14 protein-coding genes are annotated in these 19,855 nt (G+C 74.7%); 9 read left to right on the top strand and 5 right to left on the bottom strand.

Annotated elements, in window-relative coordinates; all coding sequences use genetic code 11:
• Positions 1-16: 16 nt before the first annotated feature.
• The 6 genes from OO63_RS02015 to OO63_RS02040 all read left to right on the top strand — a co-directional run bounded on the left by OO63_RS02015 (position 17) and on the right by OO63_RS02040 (position 6,879).
• The gene (locus OO63_RS02015) at positions 17-835 is read left to right on the top strand and encodes a transporter substrate-binding domain-containing protein (protein WP_030356951.1); all 819 of its coding nucleotides are present in this window, start codon (positions 17-19) and stop codon (positions 833-835) included.
• A gap of 68 nt (positions 836-903) precedes the next feature.
• Positions 904-1,464 carry a hypothetical protein gene (locus OO63_RS41960; RefSeq protein WP_158798883.1) on the top strand — a complete coding sequence of 187 codons (561 nt, stop codon included), beginning with the start codon at positions 904-906 and terminating at the stop codon, positions 1,462-1,464.
• Between the two features lie 142 nt (positions 1,465-1,606).
• Positions 1,607-2,770, top strand: coding sequence for a serine hydrolase domain-containing protein (locus tag OO63_RS02025; protein WP_030356949.1), 1,164 nt, complete (start codon positions 1,607-1,609; stop codon positions 2,768-2,770).
• A 130-nt stretch (positions 2,771-2,900) separates the two neighbouring features.
• On the top strand, positions 2,901-4,403 hold the full coding sequence (locus OO63_RS02030; protein WP_030356948.1) for a hypothetical protein: 1,503 nt from the start codon (positions 2,901-2,903) through the stop codon (positions 4,401-4,403).
• 69 nt (positions 4,404-4,472) lie between these two features.
• The gene (locus OO63_RS02035; protein WP_030356947.1) at positions 4,473-5,531 is read left to right on the top strand and encodes a caspase family protein; all 1,059 of its coding nucleotides are present in this window, start codon (positions 4,473-4,475) and stop codon (positions 5,529-5,531) included.
• Complete coding sequence (locus tag OO63_RS02040) at positions 5,518-6,879, top strand: hypothetical protein (RefSeq protein WP_157853926.1); 1,362 nt, start codon at positions 5,518-5,520, stop codon at positions 6,877-6,879. The genes OO63_RS02035 and OO63_RS02040 overlap by 14 nt, the downstream gene beginning before the upstream one ends.
• A gap of 365 nt (positions 6,880-7,244) precedes the next feature.
• On the opposite strand, the gene OO63_RS02045 is transcribed toward OO63_RS02040, so the two are convergent.
• From OO63_RS02045 to OO63_RS02055, 3 genes are all read right to left on the bottom strand, one after another.
• A complete protein-coding gene (locus OO63_RS02045) occupies positions 7,245-8,216 on the bottom strand; it encodes an AfsR/SARP family transcriptional regulator (protein ID WP_051810443.1) in 972 nt (323 codons plus the stop codon).
• A gap of 211 nt (positions 8,217-8,427) precedes the next feature.
• Positions 8,428-11,268 carry a helix-turn-helix transcriptional regulator gene (locus OO63_RS02050; RefSeq protein ID WP_051810444.1) on the bottom strand — a complete coding sequence of 947 codons (2,841 nt, stop codon included), beginning with the start codon at positions 11,266-11,268 and terminating at the stop codon, positions 8,428-8,430.
• A 180-nt stretch (positions 11,269-11,448) separates the two neighbouring features.
• Positions 11,449-11,682, bottom strand: coding sequence for a hypothetical protein (locus tag OO63_RS02055; protein WP_030356944.1), 234 nt, complete (start codon positions 11,680-11,682; stop codon positions 11,449-11,451).
• Positions 11,683-12,096: 414 nt separating this feature from the next.
• Here OO63_RS02055 and OO63_RS02060 point away from each other — a divergent pair, with 414 nt between their 5' ends.
• Entirely contained in the window at positions 12,097-15,324 is a 3,228-nt protein-coding gene (locus OO63_RS02060) for an amidohydrolase family protein (RefSeq protein WP_030356943.1), read from the top strand.
• 104 nt (positions 15,325-15,428) lie between these two features.
• On the opposite strand, the gene OO63_RS02065 is transcribed toward OO63_RS02060, so the two are convergent.
• Complete coding sequence (locus OO63_RS02065) at positions 15,429-16,511, bottom strand: NADH:flavin oxidoreductase/NADH oxidase (protein ID WP_030356942.1); 1,083 nt, start codon at positions 16,509-16,511, stop codon at positions 15,429-15,431.
• Between the two features lie 199 nt (positions 16,512-16,710).
• Here OO63_RS02065 and OO63_RS02070 point away from each other — a divergent pair, with 199 nt between their 5' ends.
• Positions 16,711-17,064 (top strand): ArsR/SmtB family transcription factor, encoded by a 354-nt coding sequence (locus OO63_RS02070; RefSeq protein WP_030356941.1) that lies wholly within the window; start codon positions 16,711-16,713, stop codon positions 17,062-17,064.
• A 53-nt stretch (positions 17,065-17,117) separates the two neighbouring features.
• On the opposite strand, the gene OO63_RS02075 is transcribed toward OO63_RS02070, so the two are convergent.
• Positions 17,118-18,497, bottom strand: a complete 1,380-nt coding sequence (locus OO63_RS02075; protein ID WP_033263701.1) for an FAD-dependent oxidoreductase — start codon at positions 18,495-18,497, stop codon at positions 17,118-17,120.
• A gap of 777 nt (positions 18,498-19,274) precedes the next feature.
• On the opposite strand from OO63_RS02075, the gene OO63_RS41965 reads away from it, so the two are divergent.
• Entirely contained in the window at positions 19,275-19,814 is a 540-nt protein-coding gene (locus tag OO63_RS41965; RefSeq protein WP_157853927.1) for a DUF6214 family protein, read from the top strand.
• Positions 19,815-19,855 lie beyond the last annotated feature (41 nt).

The following is a 19,855-nucleotide window of genomic DNA, read 5'->3' on the forward strand; positions in this document are numbered from 1 at the left end:
GAGAGGAACCGCCCCCATGAAGCGTGCCGCCACCCTGTCCGCCCTCGTCTGCCTGCTCGCCGTCACCGCCGCCGCACCCGCGGCACCCGAGGCGGGCCGCGGTCATCACCCCGCGCCCGGCAAGGGCACCCTCCTCGACTCCGTGCCGAGGAAGGGCGTCCTGCGGGTGTGCACGACCGGCGACTACCGCCCCTTCACACACCGCGAGGCCGACGGGACCTACAGCGGCATCGACATCAAGATGGCCCAGGACCTCGCCAAGTCCCTCGACGCCAAGCCGAAGTTCGTCGCCACGACCTGGAAGGAGATCGCGGACGACGTCGCGGACGGGCGCTGCGACATCGCCGTCGGCGGCGTCTCCATCACACTGCCGCGCGCCCGCAAGGTCGCCTTCAGCGAACCGACCCGTGAGGACGGCAAGACGCCGATCGTGCGCTGCGCCGACAAGGCCCGCTTCGGGGACGGCGCGCTCGCCGACATCGACAAGCCGGGCACCAAGGTCGTCGTGAACCCCGGCGGCACCAACGAGGAGTTCGCCCGCGCGCACATCAAGCGGGCCTCCCTCGTCGTGCACCCGGACAACTCCACGATCTTCAAGGAGATCATCGACGGCCGCGCGGACGTGATGATGACCGACGCCGGCGAGACCCGCTACCAGGCGAAGATCCACCCCGAGCTGTGCTCGCTCCACCCCGACAAGCCCTTCACGTTCTCCGAGAAGGCCTACGCCGTGCCGCGCGCGGACGCGCAATTCCTGGAGTACGTCGACCAGTTCGTGCACCTCGCGACGCACGACGGGACCTACGCGGCGTACGAGGCGGAGTGGATGAAGTGAGGTGAGGTGAGGGGGGTGTGAGCGCGCGCGGTTGATACGATCCCGGCTCCGACTCCGGGGGGAAACGGGTGTTGACAGGAGAGGGGCGGCCCGACGACGGGGCCGCCGGGCAGGGCGGCGACGGCTCGGCCGACGGCGGCGGGCCGTCCGGCGAGCGGATGCGGCACCTCGCCGAGGAGGTCAGGCAGATCGCGGCCGAGGCCCGCATCGGCGCACGGCGGGCTCAGCGGCGCAGCAAGCTGTGGAACGCCACCTACATCTGCCTCGGCTTCCCGGCCGCGGTGCTCGCGGGAATCTCCGGCGCCGCGGGACTCGCCTCGCCCGGGGCGCGGGTGCCCGCGGCGATCCTCGCGCTGCTCTCCGCGGGCTTCTCGGCCGGGTCGACGTTCCTGCGCGCCGACGCGCGGCAGATGGCGAACCTGCGGCGCAGGTATGCCTGGCAGAACCTGGAGACCCGGGCCCGCCTGATCCTCGCGCACGAGGCGTACGAGGGGGTCGAGGAGCTGCACACCGCGCTGGTGGCTCTCCTGGAGATGCGGGCGGCCATCCCCTCCAGTGCCCTGGTCCTCGCCGAGGCCGTCCCGCCGCCGCTCCCGGTCCCGGCCGCGCCCACACCGCCGGGGCCGTAGGCGGCCTCCGCCGGGGCGGCAGGCCCACGGTCCCGTAATTCGCTGGAGATGGGTGGTGGGGGCACGTACCGTGTGCCGGTCATCGCTCGCCGGAGGTCTGCGCCGCCGTGCGAGCCCAGCGTCACCAGAAAGCAGTGGGACAGTGGAACACAACGGGTGGGCCGACGAACGGTTCGGGGCGGTCGCGGACGTCTTCGCGGCGAACTTCGCCGAGTTCGACGAACTCGGGGCGGCCGTCACCGTGTTCGTCGACGGCCGCGAGGTCGTGAACCTGTGGGGCGGCGTCGCCGACGAGCGGACCGGCCTGGCCTGGCGGCAGGACACCGTCGTGCCCGTCTTCTCCTGCGCCAAGGGCATCGTCAGCGTCTGCGCCCACCTGCTCGCACAGCAGGGGCGCCTCGACCTGGACGCCCCGGTGGCCACGTACTGGCCGGAGTTCGCCCGCGGCGGCAAGGAGTCGATCACCACGCGCATGGTGCTCGGCCACCGCGCCGGACTCCCCGTCCTCGACGCCTCCCCGGACTTCGCCGAGATCACCGCGTGGGCACCGGTCGTGCGCGCCATCGAGGAGCAGGAACCGCTGTGGGCGCCCGGTGAGACGTACGAGTACCACGCCCACGTCTTCGGCTTCCTCCTCGGCGAGGTCATCCGGCGCCTCACCGGCCTCACCCCCGGCGCCTACTTCCGCGAGGCCGTCGCCGACGACCTGGGCCTGCGCACCTGGATCGGCCTGCCGGAGCGCGAACTCGGCTCCCTGGCCCGGCTCGTCGAGGCGCCGGGCAGGCCCTCGATGCCCGGCCCCGACCACATCCTCACCCGCATGGTCACGATGAACGGCGCCTTCGTCTTCCCCGGCGTGGACGCCCCGCACGGCTGGAACGACCCGGCGCTCCTCGGCGCGGAGATCCCCGGCGCGGGCGCGGTCTCCTCGGCGCACGGCCTCGCCGCGCTGTACGCCGCCGCCGCGACCGGCGTCGACGGATCCGAGCGGCTGCTCAGCCACGAGACCGTCACCGACGCCGTGCGCGAGCAGTCCGGCGGCACTTCGTGGCTCGGCCTGGACATGGGGGTCCGCTGGGGCTCGGGCTTCCTCCTCGACGCTCCCGCGTTCCGCCCCACCCTGGGGCCGCGCAGCTTCGCCAACGACGGCGCCGGCGGCCAGTTCGCCTTCGGTGACGACGAGTTCGGGGTCGGCTTCGCGTACGTGGCCAACAAGATGATCGGGCACGGCGACGCGCGCGCGGGCCGCCTCGTCGCGGCCGTACGGGAGTGCCTGGGGGAGCGCACCCCGGCCGCCTTGGGGTAATCCCTGGGACCGCCCCCGAGGACGCGCCGGGCCGGGCCGTCCTACGGTGGCTGCGCCAGGAGCGGCAGGAGTCGGGGGACTTCCGCGACGGGGGGCTCCTGGTGAGCGGCTACCGGCCGGAGGTCCGGACATGCACCCATCCCGCAGGCGCTGCGTACACAGCGGGACGAGCGGACGGCTCGCCACCACCACGACGGACGACATCGACGCGCTGGTGGCGAGCCTCAAGGACCGCCCGCGTGTGGTCCTGCACTTCCACGGCGGGCTCGTCGACGACGCGCTCGGGTTCGCCACCGCCGAGCGGCTCACACCGGTGTACGAGGCGGCGGGCGCCGAGCCCGTGTTCTTCGTCTGGAGCAGCGGCCTCCTGGAGATCCTCCAGGGCAACCTGCCGCAGATCCTCGGCGAGGGCGTCTTCCAGACGCTCCTGAACCGCGTGACCCGCTACGCCGCCGGAGCCGTCTTCCAGCGCCCGGGCCGCCGCGCCGCGGGCCCGCTCGCCGCCCCGCCCGCCCGGGCCGTGGCCGCCGAACTCGCCCTGCTGCGCACCGGCCAGGAGCCCTACGCCCGCCTGACCCCGCCCGCCGCCGTGCCGCCGCTCGGCGAGGCCGAACGCGTCCTCATCACCGCCGAACTGTCGGCGGACACCGAACTCGCCGACCGCAACCGGGAAATCGTGGGCTCGGTCCTGCGGTCGGCACCCACGACGACCGCCGCGCGCGACATCAACGGGGGGCGCGCGGCGGTCGCCACACTCATGTCGCCGGAGACGGTGGCCGAGCTCGCCGCGGACACCGCCGACGGCGGCAACCGGCGCGCCCTGGTCACCTCCGCGCTCCTCGTGCGCAAGACGGTGCGCGTCATCGCCGCCGTCGTGGGCCGCTTCCGGCTGCGCACCGACCACGGCCTGTACCCGACCGTCGTCGAGGAGATCCTGCGGGAGTTCTACGTCGCCAACGTGGGCGCCGCCGTCTGGGACGCCATGAAGCGGCAGACGGCCGACACGTTCGCGGAGTCCGACGAGACCCGCGCGGGCCGCTACTTCCTGGACCGCTTCAGCCAGCTCCTCGCCTCCGGCAGCCGCCCCAAGGTCACCGTCGTCGGCCACAGCGCGGGCGCCGTCTTCATCGGCAACCTGCTCACCGACCTCGCCCGCAGGCGCGCCGACGCCGACGACCCGCTGCCCGCCGACTTCCGCGTCCGCGACGTCGTCCTCCTCGCGCCCGCCTGCACCGTCACCCAGCTCGCGCCGGTCGTGCGGCTGCGCCGCGAACTCTTCGACCGGCTGCGGATGTTCACGATGACCGACCCCGCCGAGCGCGCCGACCACCTGGTGCCGCTCCTCTACCCGAGGTCGCTCCTGTACTTCATCTCCGGCGTCCTGGAGCGCGGGCCCGCCCGGCAGTCGGCCGTCGCGCCCATCGCCGGCATGCAGCGCTGGTACACCGCCGACGGCGCCTTCGGCGGGCAGGACTCCGAGGACCTGCGGGCCTACTTCGCGGCGGACCCGCGGCGCACCGTGTGGTCGCCCGTGGCGGGGGAGCCGGGGCTGAGCTCCAGTGCCCGTACGCACGGCGCGTTCGACGACGACCCCGAGGTCCTGGCCAGCCTCGCGCGGATGCTCGCCGACTGACGGGGGCGCCCGCGTCCGCGCGGGTTCACACGCACGGGTGCACACACGGGTTCACAAGGGGGAAGCCCGATGAACGACCTGCACTACGCCGTGATCGTCGGCATCAACCGCTATCCGGCGATTACCGATCTGAGCGGCGCGCGCGGCGACGCGGCACGGTTCAGGGACTGGCTCCTGGACTCGGCCGGAGGCGACGTACCCGAAGGGAACGTCGCGCTCGTCACGGCCACCGAACGCGACGAGCGCGAAGCCGACGTGATGAGCGCCGTCCCGACCCGGGAGAACGTCAACCGCGCCCTGTACCGGACCCACTGCGCGGTCCGCGCCGCCGTCGCGGACGGCGGCGACTGGGCCGACACCCGGCTGTACGTGTTCCTCGCCGGGCACGGCATCGCCCCGTTCGGCGGCGACGCCGCGCTGCTCATGGCCAACGCCGCGATCGACCTCCTCGGCAACCACATCGCCGTACGCCCGTATCTGTCGTGGTACGAATCGGCGTCGCCGTTCCACGAGATCGTGTTCTTCGCCGACTGCTGCCGCACCCGCTTCGGCGGCGTCACCGCGTTCGGCCCTCCCTTCACGGACACCACCGAGGCCCCCGACAAGGTCGAGTGCTTCGTCGGCTACGGCTCGGCCCTCGGCGACCCCGCCTACGAACAGCTCTCGCCCGACCCCGACCAGTCGCGCGGCCACTTCACCAGCGCGCTCCTGGAGGGCCTGCGCGGAGCCGGCGGCGGCACCGTCACCGCCGAGGGCGAGGTGACGTCGGACAGCCTCGCGCACTACGTACGCCGCCACGTCCTCGACCGCACGGCCGGGGAACTCGTCCCGCAGGAGGCCAGGTTCCTGCGGGAGACCAGCACCCCGATCGTCTTCGGCAGAGGGCTCGGCGGGGTCGGTTCGTACCCCGTGACGCTGCGCTTCCCGCCGGGCTTCAGGGGCGGCGTCGAGCTGCGCGGCCGGGGCTTCGACGAGCCGCGCAGGCTCGACATCGACGGGGCGGACCACGTGGCGTCCCTGGTGCCGGGGCTCTACAAAGTCGTCGCGGACAGCCTGACCGCGCCGGAGTTCACGGACGGCGGGTTCTTCGAGGTAGTGACCGGGGGTGGCAGCGTTGTCCAGTTCTGACAAGCCGCGTACGGCGCGGGCGGAGGGGCGCCCGGAGGTGCCGTTCGTCGTCATCCCCGACACCCCGTCGGTGCTCGTCACCGTGACCGACGAGGCCATGACCGAGGTCGCCCACGGCATGGGCACCATCGAGACGACCGTCGCCCCCGGCATCTACCGCATCGAACAGCGCTTCGCGGGCGCCGTGGCCGTTCAGCTCGTCGAGGTCGGCACCACCGCCTTCACCGCCCGCCTCCCGCTGCCCCGCATCCCCGCCCCGGCCCCCGTCGAACGCACCGCCACCACGCGGGCCGCCCATCGCGACGCCACCCTGCGCTGGAGCACGGAATCCACGCACAGGCGGAGCCGGCCCAGCCTGATGGTGCTGCTGCGCAACCTGCGCCCCGGCTGGCGCTTCGACCCTCGCGCCCTGGAGATCACCGACGGGAGCGGCACGGCCGTGGACGGCGGCGAGGCGGGCTGGCGGGCCGACCCGCCGCAGGGCTGGGCCGCCTGGAGCGGCGGCCTCGCGCCCGGGGGCTACCGGCTGCGGCTGCGCGAACCGGGCGGCGAGGGGCTGCCTCTCGCCCAGGCCCTGTGGGTGTCGGAGGGCTGGACGACCCTCGTCTTCGTCGGCAACGGTCCCCACGGGCCGCAGCCGCAGCACGCCACGGTGGAGATGGTCCCGCTCGGCACCGGCTGGCGTCCGGCCGACGAGGCCCTGAACCTCGCCCGCGAGGCCGCCCTCTCCGGGCTGCGCCAGGGCATCGACCTGACGTCGGACCGGCAGCTGTTCCCGATGCTGGAGTCGGGGCACGTCGACCCGTTCCTCGGCATCCTCGGCGCCCACGCGATGCTCCTCGACCGGGCGCCCGACCTGCGCCGTCTGGACGAGGTCGTCCGGCGCCTCGCCCCGCACGTCCCGGGACACCCCGATCTCGCCGCGCTCAGCACCCTGTTCGACGGGGCGGCCCCACGGGTCTCGTCGCCGCCGATGCTGGCCGCGTCCTGCCAACTCCTCATCCGGGCCGACGGCGCCGACCCCGGAGTGATCAAGGACGGTTCGACGGCGGAGAGCGTCGCCGAGCACCTGGTCGGGCGCGGGGTCTGGACGACGTGGCTGGAGGAGGACCGGCGGCCCGGTGCCGCGGCGCGCGGCGGCCTCGGAACGCCTGCCGCCAGGCCCGCGGTGACCGACCCGGTGGGCCGTGTCCAGGCGTACGTGCGCGAGATCGCGGCCCTCGCCCACAAGCCCGTCGAGGAGGTCCTGCGGGACGTCCCGCGCGACGAGCTGTGCCGCAGGACGGGGTTGCCGCACCGGCCGGTGGAGCGGGCCATCGAGCGGCTGCGGGGGTCGGGGGAGGGCTGAGCGGGGCAGGGCCGGGGGAGGAGCGGAGGGGCCGGGCGGCTCGGGGGAGCCCGGCCCCTCCGGCAGGTGTGCAGGGGTGCGGGCCGCGAGGGTGCGCGCGGAGGCAGGTGCCCCACGGGCCCGCCGCATCGCGGGCGACCGTGGAAGTTGGGCACCCCGTCCAGGGCATGAGCGACCACCCAGGTGGTGGCCGTGACGGCCGGCGCGTCGCTCAACCAGGGGAGATCCCCCTTCTCCCCGCATCCTGGACGGGGCACGTCCCATCGTGGCGGCCGGGGCGTCACCGCGGCGTCACAGGATCCGTGGGTACCGTGTCCGGCGTTCTCCCGCGCCGTCGGACACGGTCCCGCCGGAGCGTCCCACCCTCACACCAGGGCGTGCCGCAGCATCGACGAGAACTGGCCCGAAGGCTCCACGCCCAGTTCCCTCAGCAGGAGTTCGCGGAACGTCTCGTACTGTCGCACCGCCTCCGTGAGGTTGTGCTCCGCGAGGTGCACGGACACGACCGCTCGGTGGGCGCTCTCGCGCAGCGGGTCGACGCGGGTGCTCTCCAGGGCGGCCTCCAGGGCGGGCGCGTACAGGCGGCGGGCGACGAGCCGCGCCGACAGCGCCTCCAGGGCGTGCAGCCGCAGCTGATGCAGCCGCTCGCGCTCGAAGGCGACCCAGTCCTGCTGCCAGCCGGGCAGCAACTCGCGCCCGCAGAGCAGTACTTGGTAAGCCGTCCGCAGGCGTTCCCGCGCCGCCGACAGCGCGTCCCCGGACAGCGCGTGATGGGCGGCCGCCGTCAGGTCCTGGACGTCCACGCGCACCCGGCGGCTGAGCGAGAGCACCCCGTCACGGGTGTCCGTGAGGGCCGAACCCGTGCCGTTGAGCCGCCACATGGCGGTGCGCAGGCTGGCGCGGGCCCGCGCCTCGGTGACGTCGGGCCAGAGCGTACCGGCGAGCGCCGAACGGCTCGCCGCCCCGCACAGCGCGAGCCGCGCGAGCACCTGCTGGCCGCTCGCGGGCACTTCGAGGGGTTCGCTGCCCCGGCCGCCGAGCGAGCCTGGGTCGTCCGGGCACGCCAGGGAGGAGTGGGCGAGGAAGTCCGGGCATGCGTGGGCGGCGCCTCCAGGGCCTCCGGGACCTCCGGGGCCTCCGGGGCCCGCCGCGCCACCAGCGCCGACGGCGACGCGGCCGCCGCCCACCCCCGCCCCGTCGAAGTCCCCGTCCCCGCACCCGGATTCCCCATCGCGGCCGGACCCCCCGCTCTCCTTCGTGAGGAGGAATCCCCCGAGCAGCCGCAGCCGCAGTGTCGGCCGCTCCTCCCCGGCCGCCCCGTACCTGATGGAAACCATCGGGCCACCTCCAGTGGGCTCCCGCGTTCGCCCTGCCCTACCGGCTCGACCGTACGAGCGGGGCGCGCGGCGCGCCTCCGGGACCGTGCCGGGGATTACCCCGGTTCCCCTCCCGCCGAGTCAGCCCGCCGGACCAAGCCGCCCCGCCAGTCCGTCGGACCAAGCCGCCGCACCAGTCCGCCGGACCAAGCCGCCGAACCGCCCCACCGACTCACCCTGCCGACGGCGACGACTGTGGCGCGAGCCGCCGCACCAGGCCGACCCGTGAGGTGATCCCGAGCTTCGCGTAGGTGTGGCCGAGGTGGTACTCGATGGTCTTGACGCTCAGGGCGAGCGCCGTGGCGATCTGACGGTTCGTGAGGCCCTGGGCGGCGAGGCGTGCCACGGCGAGCTCCTGCGGGGTGAGCGTCCCGTCCAGGGTGTCGGCGGCGGCGTCCCGCTCCGGCCCGTCCGCCGGGAGGTGGGGCGCCGCTCGCCCGCAGGCGTTCAACTCCCGGAGGCACAACGCCCGGTAGGGCACCGCACCGAGCGCCGTCATCGTCGTGTACGCGGCCTGCAACTGCGCGATGGCCAGGGACCTGCGGCCGATCCTGCGCAGGAACGACCCGTGGTCCAGCTCCACCCGCGCCCGCCCGAACGGCACCGGGACCTGCGCCGCGTGGTCCTGTGCCCGTGCGAACGCCGCCTGCGCGCGCTTGGGGTCGCGGCGGGCGGCGGCCAGATTGCCCCGGGCCCGCGCCGCCGCGGCGAGCGACGCGTGCCGGCCGCGTGCCCGCGCCCGGTCCTCGAACGGGCCGAGCACCGCCTCCGCTTCGTCGAACTCGCCGAGCTGGACCAGCGCGTCGCCGAGCAGCGGCTGCCAGTCGACCACGCCCGGCTCGTTCACGCCGTCCTGCTCGGCGAATCGGAGCAGCGGCCGCAGCGCGTCCACGACCTCCTGCGGCTCGCCGCGCGCGTCCGCGAGGTGCCCCCGCGCGCACACCGCGTACGCGTACGCGACGGGCGTCTCGGCGCCCCCCGGCACGTCGAGTGCGGTCCGCAGATGGTCGGACGCGCGCTCCCAGGCGCCGCGTGCGGCCAGGATCTGCGCGGAGACGCCGTGCGTGACGGGCTTCAGCCACGACTGGTCGGTGTCGTCGGCGATCGACGCGGACGACTCGGCGTGGATCAGCGCCTCGTCCCAGGCGCCGAGCCGGTGCAGGGTCTGGGCGAGCGCGGACGCCGAGAGCAGCCGCAACGGCACGGTCGTCGTACGGCAGTTGGCGACGGCCCCGAGCAGGTCCTGGCGCGCCCCCGGGAGATCGTCCGACCACAGCCTCAACTGGCCGCGCGCGAGCAGCAGATCGATGCTCTTCAGCGGCACGATCATGGGGTCGGGCAGGTCCGCAGCGAGCGCGATGCCCTCCTTCGCGCGACCGCTGAGGCCCAGGGCGATCAGGTGGTTGAAGCGCAGCATGCGGCTCGGCCCCTGCGCGGTGGACAGGCGCTGCGCCCGCTCGGCCCACCGCGCGGCCACCGCGGCGCGCCCGCACATCACGGCCGCGTAGCTCAACTGCTCGGCGGCACGCGCCGCGAGGGACGGTTCCCGCTCGCGGTCGCAACTCTCCCAGGCGTCGGCGAGCAGCGTCCTCGCCGCCTCCGTGCGCCCCTGTACGCGCGCCACATAGCCGCGTACGTAGCCGCGCAGCGCCGGATCCGCCCCGTCGGGCACGCCGTTGGCCAGCTCGGCGGCCTCCTGCACCCGGCCGTCGAGCAGCAGCGCCTCGACGGCCTCGACGGTGAGGCGGTCCCGCTCGCGGGGGCTCGTCGCGACGCGCGCGGCGTGCCGCAAGTGCGTGCCCGCGACGGCCCATTGGCCGGTCGCGGCCTCACGGCGCGCGCAGGTCGCGAGGGCGTCGGCGAGCTGTTCGTCGGGTCCGGTCGAGGCGAGGACGCGGTGGCGCAGCCTGGTGTACTCGTCGTCGACAAGATCCGCGGCCCGGGTGTGCAGGGCGGCGCGCTGGGCGGGCCCGATGTCCTGGTAGACCGCCGCGTGCACCAGTGGGTGCGGGAAGGCGACCTCGGGGGCCACTCCGGCGGGGGTCTCGCGCAACAGGCCCGTCTTGACCGCCCGTTCGAGCGCGGGCAGCGGCTGGGCGACCCGCGCGAGCCGGGCGGCGGTGCGCAACCGGCAGGACAGTCCGAGCACGCTCACCGCCTGCACCAGGCGCTGGGTGGCGGCCCCGCAGTCGGCGAGGTTGGCGAGCACCAGCATCGCGTACGACCGGGGCGCGGGCAGCGGCGTCGCCACGTCGAGCAGGACCTCGGGCGGCACCTGGCCGAGCAGCGCGCGGGCGTGCAGCGGGTTGCCGTGCGTGTGGGAGTGCAGCCGCCGTGACGCGGAGTGCGGGAGGCGCGCGGAGCCCAGGCGCACGCTGAGCGCGGCCAGCTCGCCGGGGCTGAGGCCGGGCAGGGCGAGGCGGCGGGTGGGGGTGTCGGTGAGCAGGCGGCGCAGCCCGTCCGGCAGTTCGGGCACCTGTGGGTCGCGGAGCGCGACGATCGCGAGGACCCGGTCGTGGCGCAGCCGCCGCAGCGCGAAGGTGAGCGCGTTCAGGGACTCGGGGTCCGCCCAGTGCGCGTCGTCCACCACCAGGACCACGGGCCCCTTGCCCTGCACCTCGCTCAGCAGGTCCAACAGGCCGAACCCGGCGGCGAGCGGCGGCAGGTTGGCGTGCAGGGACTGCGGTACGCGGACGAGTCCGGCCAGGGTCTCCGGCACCGGCAGCGGGCTCTGCCCGACGAGCTGGGCGAGCACTCCGCACGGCAGCGCGCTCTCGTTCTCCTCACCGCTCGCGTGCAGCACACAGGTGCCGTGCACCGAGTCGAGGAACCGGCGCACCAGCGCCGTCTTGCCGATGCCGCCGGGCCCTTCGAGCAGCACGAGCCGCGGCGAGCCCGCGCAGACGTCGGCGAAGTCCTGCTGGAGCGCGGCCAGTTCACGGGTGCGGCCGCAGAACGCGTCGCCGGGCGGCGGGGCGTGGAAGAGGTCGTGCGCTGTGTCCTCGGTCGTCATCACCGCCCCCGCGCATCGGCACCGGCCGCGGGTGACCTGAAGGAGACAGTGACCCGTGCCGGGCGCATGGCCAGGACACCACGATGGTGGGCGACCGGTGTTCCGCACAAGGCGAATTCCGACTTCTGTGGACGAGGACCAGCCGAGTGCGGCCGTCCGGTGCGCTCGTGCGGCGGTCCCCTACAGCGCGGTCAGCCCGCCACCCGGCGGCTCCTGGCGCGGCGTGGTCCACCCGGCGTCCGGCGACTCCTGGTGCGGCGGTCCCTCCCGGCCCGCGCCCTCCGGCAGCGGCGGTTCGAGCAGAGCGAGGAGTTCGAGCCAGCCGTGGAAGGGCCGCGGACTCCCGCAGCTCTCGGCGGCGACACTCCCGCAGACGCCGTCGTGCTCGCGGTACACCTCGATGACATAGCGCACAACGCCTCCCGGGGACCGGCCCAGGGCGTGAGCCGTGACGCATGGCGACGCCGCCCAGAGTAGAAGCGGCCCGGCGGGCGCCGCGTCGGTGCGGCACCTAGGGAAATCCCTAGGGGGACACGGGAGTTGCGCCCACAGACGTACGGGGTGCGGGGTGCGGGGTGCGAGCCAGGAACACGGTGCGCCGCGCAACCCGCCGCACCACCGCCTTCCACTTGGCGGAACAGCCGGAACAGCTGGAACAGACGCTGGTGGTCCGCTCGGAACACGGGACGCCGGACAGCGTCCGGACAGCGCTCAGACTGGTCCGGACACGTCGGCCGACGCCACCCCTGCCCGCCACCTCAGTGACACCCGTGACGCCCCGCGCAGGCGGTGTTGCTCAGCGCAGCGAGGTGCGCGAGTGTTCCTGGCATGGATCGCGACAGGAACCACACCCCCCTTCCTCCTCCTCGTTCCTTTCAACTGTCACGCCGTGAACTGCTCGTCGCCGCGGGCGTGGCCGGAGCCGCCGGCGCCGTCGGGGTGGCCGGTGCCGGGCCCGCCGCGGCGCGGGAAGCCGCCGAGGTTCCGCTGTCGTTCACGCGGGCCACCAACGGCTCGGCGACGCTCTCGCCCACCGGGGACCGGATCGTCGCCGAGGTGCAGCACGTCCTGTGGGCACAGGCGCGCGGCGGGGGCAAGGCGGAGCAGCTCACCCCGCCCGGCCTGGAACCCAACCGGCCGGTGTACGCGCCGGACGGCGAACTCATCGCGTTCTGCGCCTTCCAGGGCGGCGGCTTCCACATCTGGACCATGCGCCCCGACGGCTCTGAGGTCGAGCAGCGCACCGAGGGCCCCTGGGACGACCGCGGCCCCGCCTGGTCGCCCGACGGCACCCGGCTCGCCTTCGCCTCCGAGCGCGGCGGCGACCCGGTCGCGGGCAGCCCGTACCGCATCCACGTCCTCGACCTGCGCAGCGGCGAGCTGTCCCGGGTCACCGGGGTGCCCGGGCAGGACGGCCCGCTGCAGGACGGCCCCTGGGAGGACTTCGACCCCGCCTGGTCGCCCGACGGGAAGCGGATCCTGTTCGTCCGGGCGAAAGGGGTCACCACGGCCACCGGCCTCGCCCTGGAGGCACGGACCGTCGCCGCCGTCCCGGCCAACGGCGAAGGCCCGGTCGTCGTGGAGCACACGGAGACCGAGGCCGCCCAGGTCATGACGCCCGCCCCGAGCCCGGACGGCCGCCGCCTCGCCTATCTGCGCACCACCCCGGCGCCCGCCGCTTCGTGCGCGCTCGTCGTCGACGGCAAGCGTGTGGACGTCAGCGGCGACATCGCGCCCGTACCGCCGCGCTGGACGAAGGACGGCCGGCTGCTCCTGACCGTCGACGGCCGCTTCGCCCTCGTACGCCCCGAGGAACCGGGCAGGGCGGAGGCGATCGCGTTCGACGGAGTGCTGCGCGTGGACCGGCCGCGCTACCGGGTCAAGGAGTACGACCTCGGGCTCGCGGACGAGCGGGTGCGGCCCGTGCGGGGTGTCCATCTGCCCGCGCTCTCGCCGGACGGCCAGAAGATCGCCTTCGCGGCTCTCAATTCGCTGTGGCTCGCGGACGCGAAGGGCGGCAAGGCGCCGAAACGGCTGCGGCGCGCTGAGCCCACGCGCTATCTCCTCGGGCCGACGTGGGCGCGCGACGGGCGCTCCCTGGTGTACGCCGACGACCGGGACGGACTCCTCGGCGTCTACCGGCGGGACCTCGCCACCGGCAAGGAGACCGCCCTTGCCACGGGCGGCCGCGTGCACCCGGCGCTCTCGCCCGACGGCAAGCGGCTCGCCTGCCTCGACATGACCGGCAGACTCGTCGTGCGCGACCTGGACACGGGCACCGAGCGCGTCCTCGCCGACCCGCTCGGCGGCGGCGGAATTCCCGGACGGCCGAGCTGGTCACCGGACGGCCGCCTGCTCGCCCTGTGCGACCGCAACCGCCTGAACCTCCGCTTCCGTGAGGGCTACAACCTCATCCGCGTAGTTGATGCGGCCGATGCCGCCACCGGCGACGCCCGGCTGCACGCGGTGGCGCCCCACACGTCCGTCGCCGACCGGTACGACTCCGGGCCCGTCTGGTCCCCGGACGGTCGCTGGATGGCGGTGATCGTCGAGTCGGCGCTGTGTGTGCTGCCCGTCGCCCCCGACGGCAGCCCGCGCGGTGAGCTGCGCACCCTCACTACCGAACCGGCCGACCACCCCACCTGGTCGGGCGACTCCAGGACGCTCCTGTACCTGTCGGGCGCCAAGCTGCGCCTCATCGGCGTCGACGGCGGCCACGCCCGCACCGTGCGCGTCCCGCTCGACCAGCGCAGACCCGCGCCCGCCGACACCGTCGTGCACGCCGGACGGCTGTGGGACGGCACCGGCGACACGGTCCGGGAGGACGTCGACATCGTCGTACGCGGCGGACGCGTCGCCGCCGTCGAACCGCACCGCGCCTCCCGCGGGGGCACCCTCCGGCGCGTCGACGCCTCGGACCGCACCGTCCTGCCGGGCCTGTGGGACACCCACACCCACCCCTGGCAGAGCACCTACGGCGGCCGCCAGACCGCCGGTCAGCTCACGTACGGGATCACCACGGCCGTCTCCCTCGGCGGCTTCGCCCACGAACAGGCACGCCTGCGCGAAGCGGTCGCCACCGGACAGCTTGCCGGGCCCCGCCTGCTGACCACCGGCGAACTCCTCGACGGCGGGCGCGTCGCGTACAGCATGGGCCGCGCCCACCGCACCCGCGCGGGCCTGCGCCGCTCCCTGGAACGGGCCGCGCAGCTCGACTGGGACTTCGTCAAGACCTATGTGCGGGCGCCGAGCTGGGTGATGGAGGAGGCCGCGCGCTTCGCGCACGAACGCCTGGGCGTGCGCTCGGGCAGCCACTTCCTGTCGCCCGGCATCCAGTCGGGACAGGACCTGACGACCCATCTGCAGGCCACACAGCGCGCCGAGTTCGGGCACGCCACCACGGCGTCGGGGCGCGCCTACGACGACGTCACGGAGATCTACAGCGCACGGGGAGCCCGGTTCGCGATGATCGCGACGCCGTTCACCTCGGCACCGCTCCTGGGCGCCGACCCCGGCCTCGCCGACGACCCCCGGGTCACCGCCGTGATGGCGCCGTGGGACGCGGCGGCGGTCGTCAAGGGCGCGGGCACCCCGCCGACGGCCGCCCAGCTGGCCACGCTGCGCCGGGAGACCGACATCTACCGGCGCATCCTCGCCGCCGGCGGCCTCGTGGCCCTCGGCACCGACCAGCCCCTCGTCCCGGTCGGCCTGTCCCTGCACCTGGGCCTGCGCGCCCTGCACCGCGGCGGCCTCTCCCCGGTCGAGGCGCTGCGCACCGTGACGGTGCTGCCCGCGCGGCTCTTCGGCGTCGCGGACGACCTCGGGACCGTCGAGGCGGGCAAGGTGGCCGATCTGACGGTCGTGGACGGTGACCCATTCACGGACTTCACGTCGCTGGTGCGGACCGTGGCGGTGCTGCGCGGCGGGGTTCCGTACGAGACCGACGACCTGGTGTCCGCCTTCCCGAAGGCGACCCGGCACGCCCACGAAGGTCCCGACTGGCTGAAGGTGGGACGCCTGATGCGGCGGGACGGCTGCTGCGACCCCGGCGCGTGAGCCTCAGGCCGTGAGCCGGGACCACGAACGACGCCCGGCGCGGGGTGAGTACCACCGCGCGCCGGGCGTCGTTCGCGTGCGGCTGCCCCGCACCGGGCGACAGCTCAGACGGACCGCAGGTACTGCTGCGGCACCCGCACCTCGGCACCGAGCTCACGCGCCGCCTGCCGCGCCCACGACGGGCTGCGCAGCAGCTCACGGCCGAGCAGGACCGCGTCCGCCTCGCCGTTGGCGACGATCTTCTCGGCCTGCTCGACATCGGTGATCAGGCCGACCGCGGCTACCGGAAGCCCCGTCTCCGCGCGGACCCGGGCCGCGAACGGCACCTGGTAGCCGGGCCCGACCGGGATCTTGACGCCCGCGGCGTTGCCGCCGGTGGACACGTCGAGCAGATCGACGCCGTGTTCCTTCAGGAGCGCGGCGAAGCGCACGGTGTCGTCCGCCGTCCAGCCGCCCTCGTCCAGCCAGTCGGTCGCGGAAATGCGGAAGAACAGCGGCTTGTCCTCGGGCCACACGGCGCGGATGGCGTCCACGACCTCCAGGGCGAAGCGTGCCCGGTTCTCGAACGAACCGCCGTAGGCGTCGGTGCGCCGGTTGGAGTGCGGCGAGAGGAACTCGCCGATCAGATAGCCGTGCGCGCCGTGCACCTCGGCGACCTCGAACCCGGCGTCCAGGGCGCGCTGCGCCGCTTCCGCGAACTGCCGTGCCACGTCGTGGATCTGATCGACGGTCAGCTCCGTCGGTACGGTGTGCCGCTCGTCGTACGCCACCGGGCTCGGCCCCACCGGCTGCCAGCCCTCCGCCGATCCGGGCGCGAGGGGCGCGCCGCCCCGCCACGGCCGGTCGGTCGACGCCTTGCGGCCCGCGTGCGCCAGCTGGATGCCGGGGGCGGTGCCGTGCTCCTTGAGGAAGCCGGTGATGCGGCGGAACGCCTCGACCTGTGTGTCGTTCCAGATGCCGAGGTCGGCCGGGGAGATCCGGCCCTCGGGGCTCACGCCGGTCGCCTCGACCAGGATCAGGCCGGTGCCGCCGGTGGCGCGCGCCGCGTAGTGCGCGAAGTGCCAGTCGGTCGGCACGCCCGCCTCCGGACCCGCCGCCACCGCGGAGTACTGACACATCGGCGCCATCCACACGCGGTTCGGGATGGTCAGCGATCGCAGGGTGTAGGGCTCGAACAGCGCGCTCACGGCGGCCTCCAGTAGTGACGGCGGCGGTACGGAAGGGGGCGCCCGCGGCTTGTGCCGCCGGGGGCGCGCCTCCTGCTCGTACGATAGCCATCGTAGTACGGCATCTGTCAAACTACGATGAGTCTCGTACAACTCGTACACTGGAGGCGTCCGCACCGCACACGGGCGCCCCCGGCCGCCCAGGGAGAGTGGAGCCGTCATGACGACCGCCGTACCGAGCGCCCGCGTGCTCGCCCACCCGGCGCGTGAGGAGATCCGTCTCGAAGGCGTGCTGCACGCGCTGTCGGATCCCTTGCGCATGCTCATCGTGCGGGAGCTGGCCGCCGGCGCGGAGGCGGGCCTGACGTGCTCGCACTTCGACCTGCCCGTCACCAAGTCCACGTCCACGCATCACTTCCGGGTGCTGCGCGAGGCCGGCGTCATCCAGCAGAACTACCGGGGCACGGCGAAGCTGAACGCGCTGCGCAGGGACGATCTGGACGCGCTGTTCCCCGGGCTTCTCGACAGCGTCCTCGCTGCGGCGGCCCGGCAGGCGGAGCGGCTCGGCGGCTGACCTCCCGGGTGGCGGGTCCCGGCGCCCGGCCGGGCGCCGGGGTGCGCGTCGGCTCAGTCCGCCCGGCCGGGCGGTGTGCCGCGCGCCGCCGAGAGCAGCCCCGGCCAGTCCGGGATCTTCACCGACCCGCGCCCGAGCGAACGCCCAAGCTCCGCCTCCGCCCGCTCGATCGCCAGCCATCCGGGCCACTCGACCGGCTCGGCCCCCGCGGCACGCAGCTCCGCCGCCGGATCGCCCGGCACGGTCCGCGCGAGGAGGGCCGGGGCGTCGTCGAGCAGGGACAGTGCCGTCTCCTTGGCGCAGGGGCGGTTGGTGCCGATGACGCCCGTGGGGCCGCGCTTGATCCAGCCCGCCACGTACTCACCGGGGGAGACCGCCCCGTCGCGAAGCACCCGCCCCGCCGCGTGCGGCACCGTGCCGGTCCCCTCGTCGAACGGCAGCCCCGCCAGCGGCACCCCCCGATAGCCGACGGACCGCAGCACGAGCTGGCCCGCGATGTCCTCGTACGTCCCCGACCCCGTCACCCCGCCGCGCCCGTCCGGCAGCGTCCGCTCGAACCGCACCCCGCCGACCCGGCCGTCCGCGTCGAGCACGGCCACCGGCCGCAGGAAGAACCGCAGCCGGATCCGCCGCGCGGCCGCCTGCTCGGGCCGCCCGGCCGCCCAGCCGCGCATCACCTCGACGTTGCGCCGGTTCGCGGCGGGCAGGCCCGATGGATCCTCGTACGCCGGGTCGAGCGCCAACTCGGCCGGATCCACGACGACTTCGGTGTCCGGGAGCGAGCCGAGCTCCCGCAGCTCCTTCGTGGTGAACCGCGCCTGCGACGGACCGCGCCGCCCCACCATGTGCACCTCGCGCACCGGACTGTCGGCGAGGACGCCGAGCGCCTCCTGCGGAATGTCGGTCGGCATCAGTTCGGCGGCGCCGCGCGCCAGCATCCGCGCGACGTCCACCGCCACGTTCCCGACGCCGATGACCACGGCTGACTCGACCCCGCGCACGAAGCGGTCGGGCGGCCCCGCGCCGTTGACCGTCACATCCGGGTGGGCGCTGTACCAGGAGACGAACTCGGTGGCCGAGCAGCTGCCGGGCAGGTCCTCGCCGGGCACGCCCAGGTGCCGGTCGGTGGCCGCGCCCACGCAGTAGACCACCGCGTGGTACATGCCGAGCAGCCGCGCGGGGGACAGCGCGCGGGGCCCGATCTCGACGCCCCCGAAGAACCGCACCCGCTCGTGCTCCAGGACCGTACGCAGGTTGTTCTGGAGGGACTTGATCTTCTCGTGGTCCGGTGCCACGCCGTAGCGCACCAGACCGTACGGGCAGGGCAACCGGTCGAGCACATCGACCCGCACGTCCGGCACGCGGTCTTGCTGCACCAGACTCTGCGCGGTGTAGACCCCGCTCGGACCCGATCCCACGACGGCGACCTGCACGGTGGCGCTCCTTCCGCGAGGGTGTCCCCGGGACGCCTTGCGGCCGGCTGCTGCCCGCCTGGCATCAGCATCGCACCCCTGTGCGTCCAGGGGGAGATGTGCCGCGACGCGCGGAGGCGGGCGCGGCGGAGCCCGCGTGCCGTGTGCCGCTGTCAGGGTGCCGCGCCCGCCGCCCTCGCGCGCGCCGTTCATGGCGGAATGTGACAGTACGGCTACCGTGCGACTGTGCAGAAAGGTTCATATCGCAACGAGGATGATCATTTCCGATCGGGTGGCGGGGCGGGGGAGCTGCGGAGGGTGGGGCCCACGGGTCTTACGGGGCTAACGGGTCTTGCGGGTCTTGCGGGTCTTACAGGTCTTGCGGGGGCGACCGGGGTGGCCGGGTCGGCCGGGGCCGGGTGGCCGGGTGAGGAGGCCCTGGTCGAGGTGTCGTCGTGGGCGGGAGTGGATGGGGGCGCCGGTGAGGGGCCTGCTGGCGAGGGCGCATGGGTGGATGTGGGGGTGGGCGCGCGGGAGGGGTGGGGCGTCCCGTCGGCGGGGGGTCCGGATGACTGGGCGGTGCGTGGGGTGGACGGCCCCAGCTGGCCGATGGGGTGGGCGAGGGACGGGGGTGAGGGGTGGCTCGGGGCGGGAGGAACAGAGGGAGGGATGGGCATCGGTCAACCGGCGGGCCCGGTAGGGGAGTTCGCCCCGCCCGTTGGCCAGGGTCACGAGTTCGGCGAGGCAGGCGCGGGTTCCCCCGCGGGTGTGGGGGAGGGGGTGCCGCGGGACGGCGGGATGCCGTCGCTCTTCCATGTGCACCTTGCCTTCGGCGGTGACGGCGGTGACGGCGGTGCGGGGACGGAAGGCGGTGGCATCGGCGATCGCGGTGTCGAGGGCGGGTGCTGCCCCGACGCGCCCCGGGGCGCCGACGTCCTCGCGGTCGTCTCGGACGGCCGGATCGCCATCGAGGAAGTGCGCGCCAGACCCCCGCTTCCCCTGCACGACCTCGCGGCGCTCGCCGCGCGGATCGAGGGCCCCCTCAACGACGCCTTCCGTGGCCTGGCCGACCGGCACGGAGCCGCCGACGCGCCCTGCCGTAACGGCGGCGCCCCCGCCCAAGAGCCGCCCGGCGCGCGCCGGGGCCGCAGGTCGGCACGGCGCGGCAGCGCCGTGCGGAACGTGGCGGCGGAGGCCTACCGCGGGGCCCTTGAGGGCGGCGAGGACCCGGTGCTCGCCGTGATGCGGGCGACGGGGCACAGCCGCCGCAAGTCGCTGCGGCTCATCGCGGGGGCGCGGGAGGCGGGGCTCCTGGTGTCGCGTCACCACCGCCGCTAGTCCGTGCCCGGGGGAGGTGCCCCCGGGCCTCCGGTCGTGCG

The organism is Streptomyces alboflavus, assembly GCF_000716675.1.
Lineage (GTDB): Bacteria > Actinomycetota > Actinomycetes > Streptomycetales > Streptomycetaceae > Streptomyces > Streptomyces alboflavus.

Excerpts from the sequence above, each read along its gene's own strand:
- OO63_RS02015 (WP_030356951.1), top strand. The coding sequence starts at position 17 with ATGAAGCGTGCCGCCACCCTGTCCGCCCTCGTCTGCCTGCTCGCCGTC.
- OO63_RS02030 (WP_030356948.1), top strand. The coding sequence starts at position 2,901 with ATGCACCCATCCCGCAGGCGCTGCGTACACAGCGGGACGAGCGGACGG.
- OO63_RS02035 (WP_030356947.1), top strand. The coding sequence starts at position 4,473 with ATGAACGACCTGCACTACGCCGTGATCGTCGGCATCAACCGCTATCCG.
- OO63_RS02045 (WP_051810443.1), bottom strand. The coding sequence starts at position 8,216 with ATGGTTTCCATCAGGTACGGGGCGGCCGGGGAGGAGCGGCCGACACTG.
- OO63_RS02050 (WP_051810444.1), bottom strand. The coding sequence starts at position 11,268 with ATGACGACCGAGGACACAGCGCACGACCTCTTCCACGCCCCGCCGCCC.
- OO63_RS02060 (WP_030356943.1), top strand. The coding sequence starts at position 12,097 with ATGGATCGCGACAGGAACCACACCCCCCTTCCTCCTCCTCGTTCCTTT.
- OO63_RS02070 (WP_030356941.1), top strand. The coding sequence starts at position 16,711 with ATGACGACCGCCGTACCGAGCGCCCGCGTGCTCGCCCACCCGGCGCGT.
- OO63_RS41965 (WP_157853927.1), top strand. The coding sequence starts at position 19,275 with ATGCCGTCGCTCTTCCATGTGCACCTTGCCTTCGGCGGTGACGGCGGT.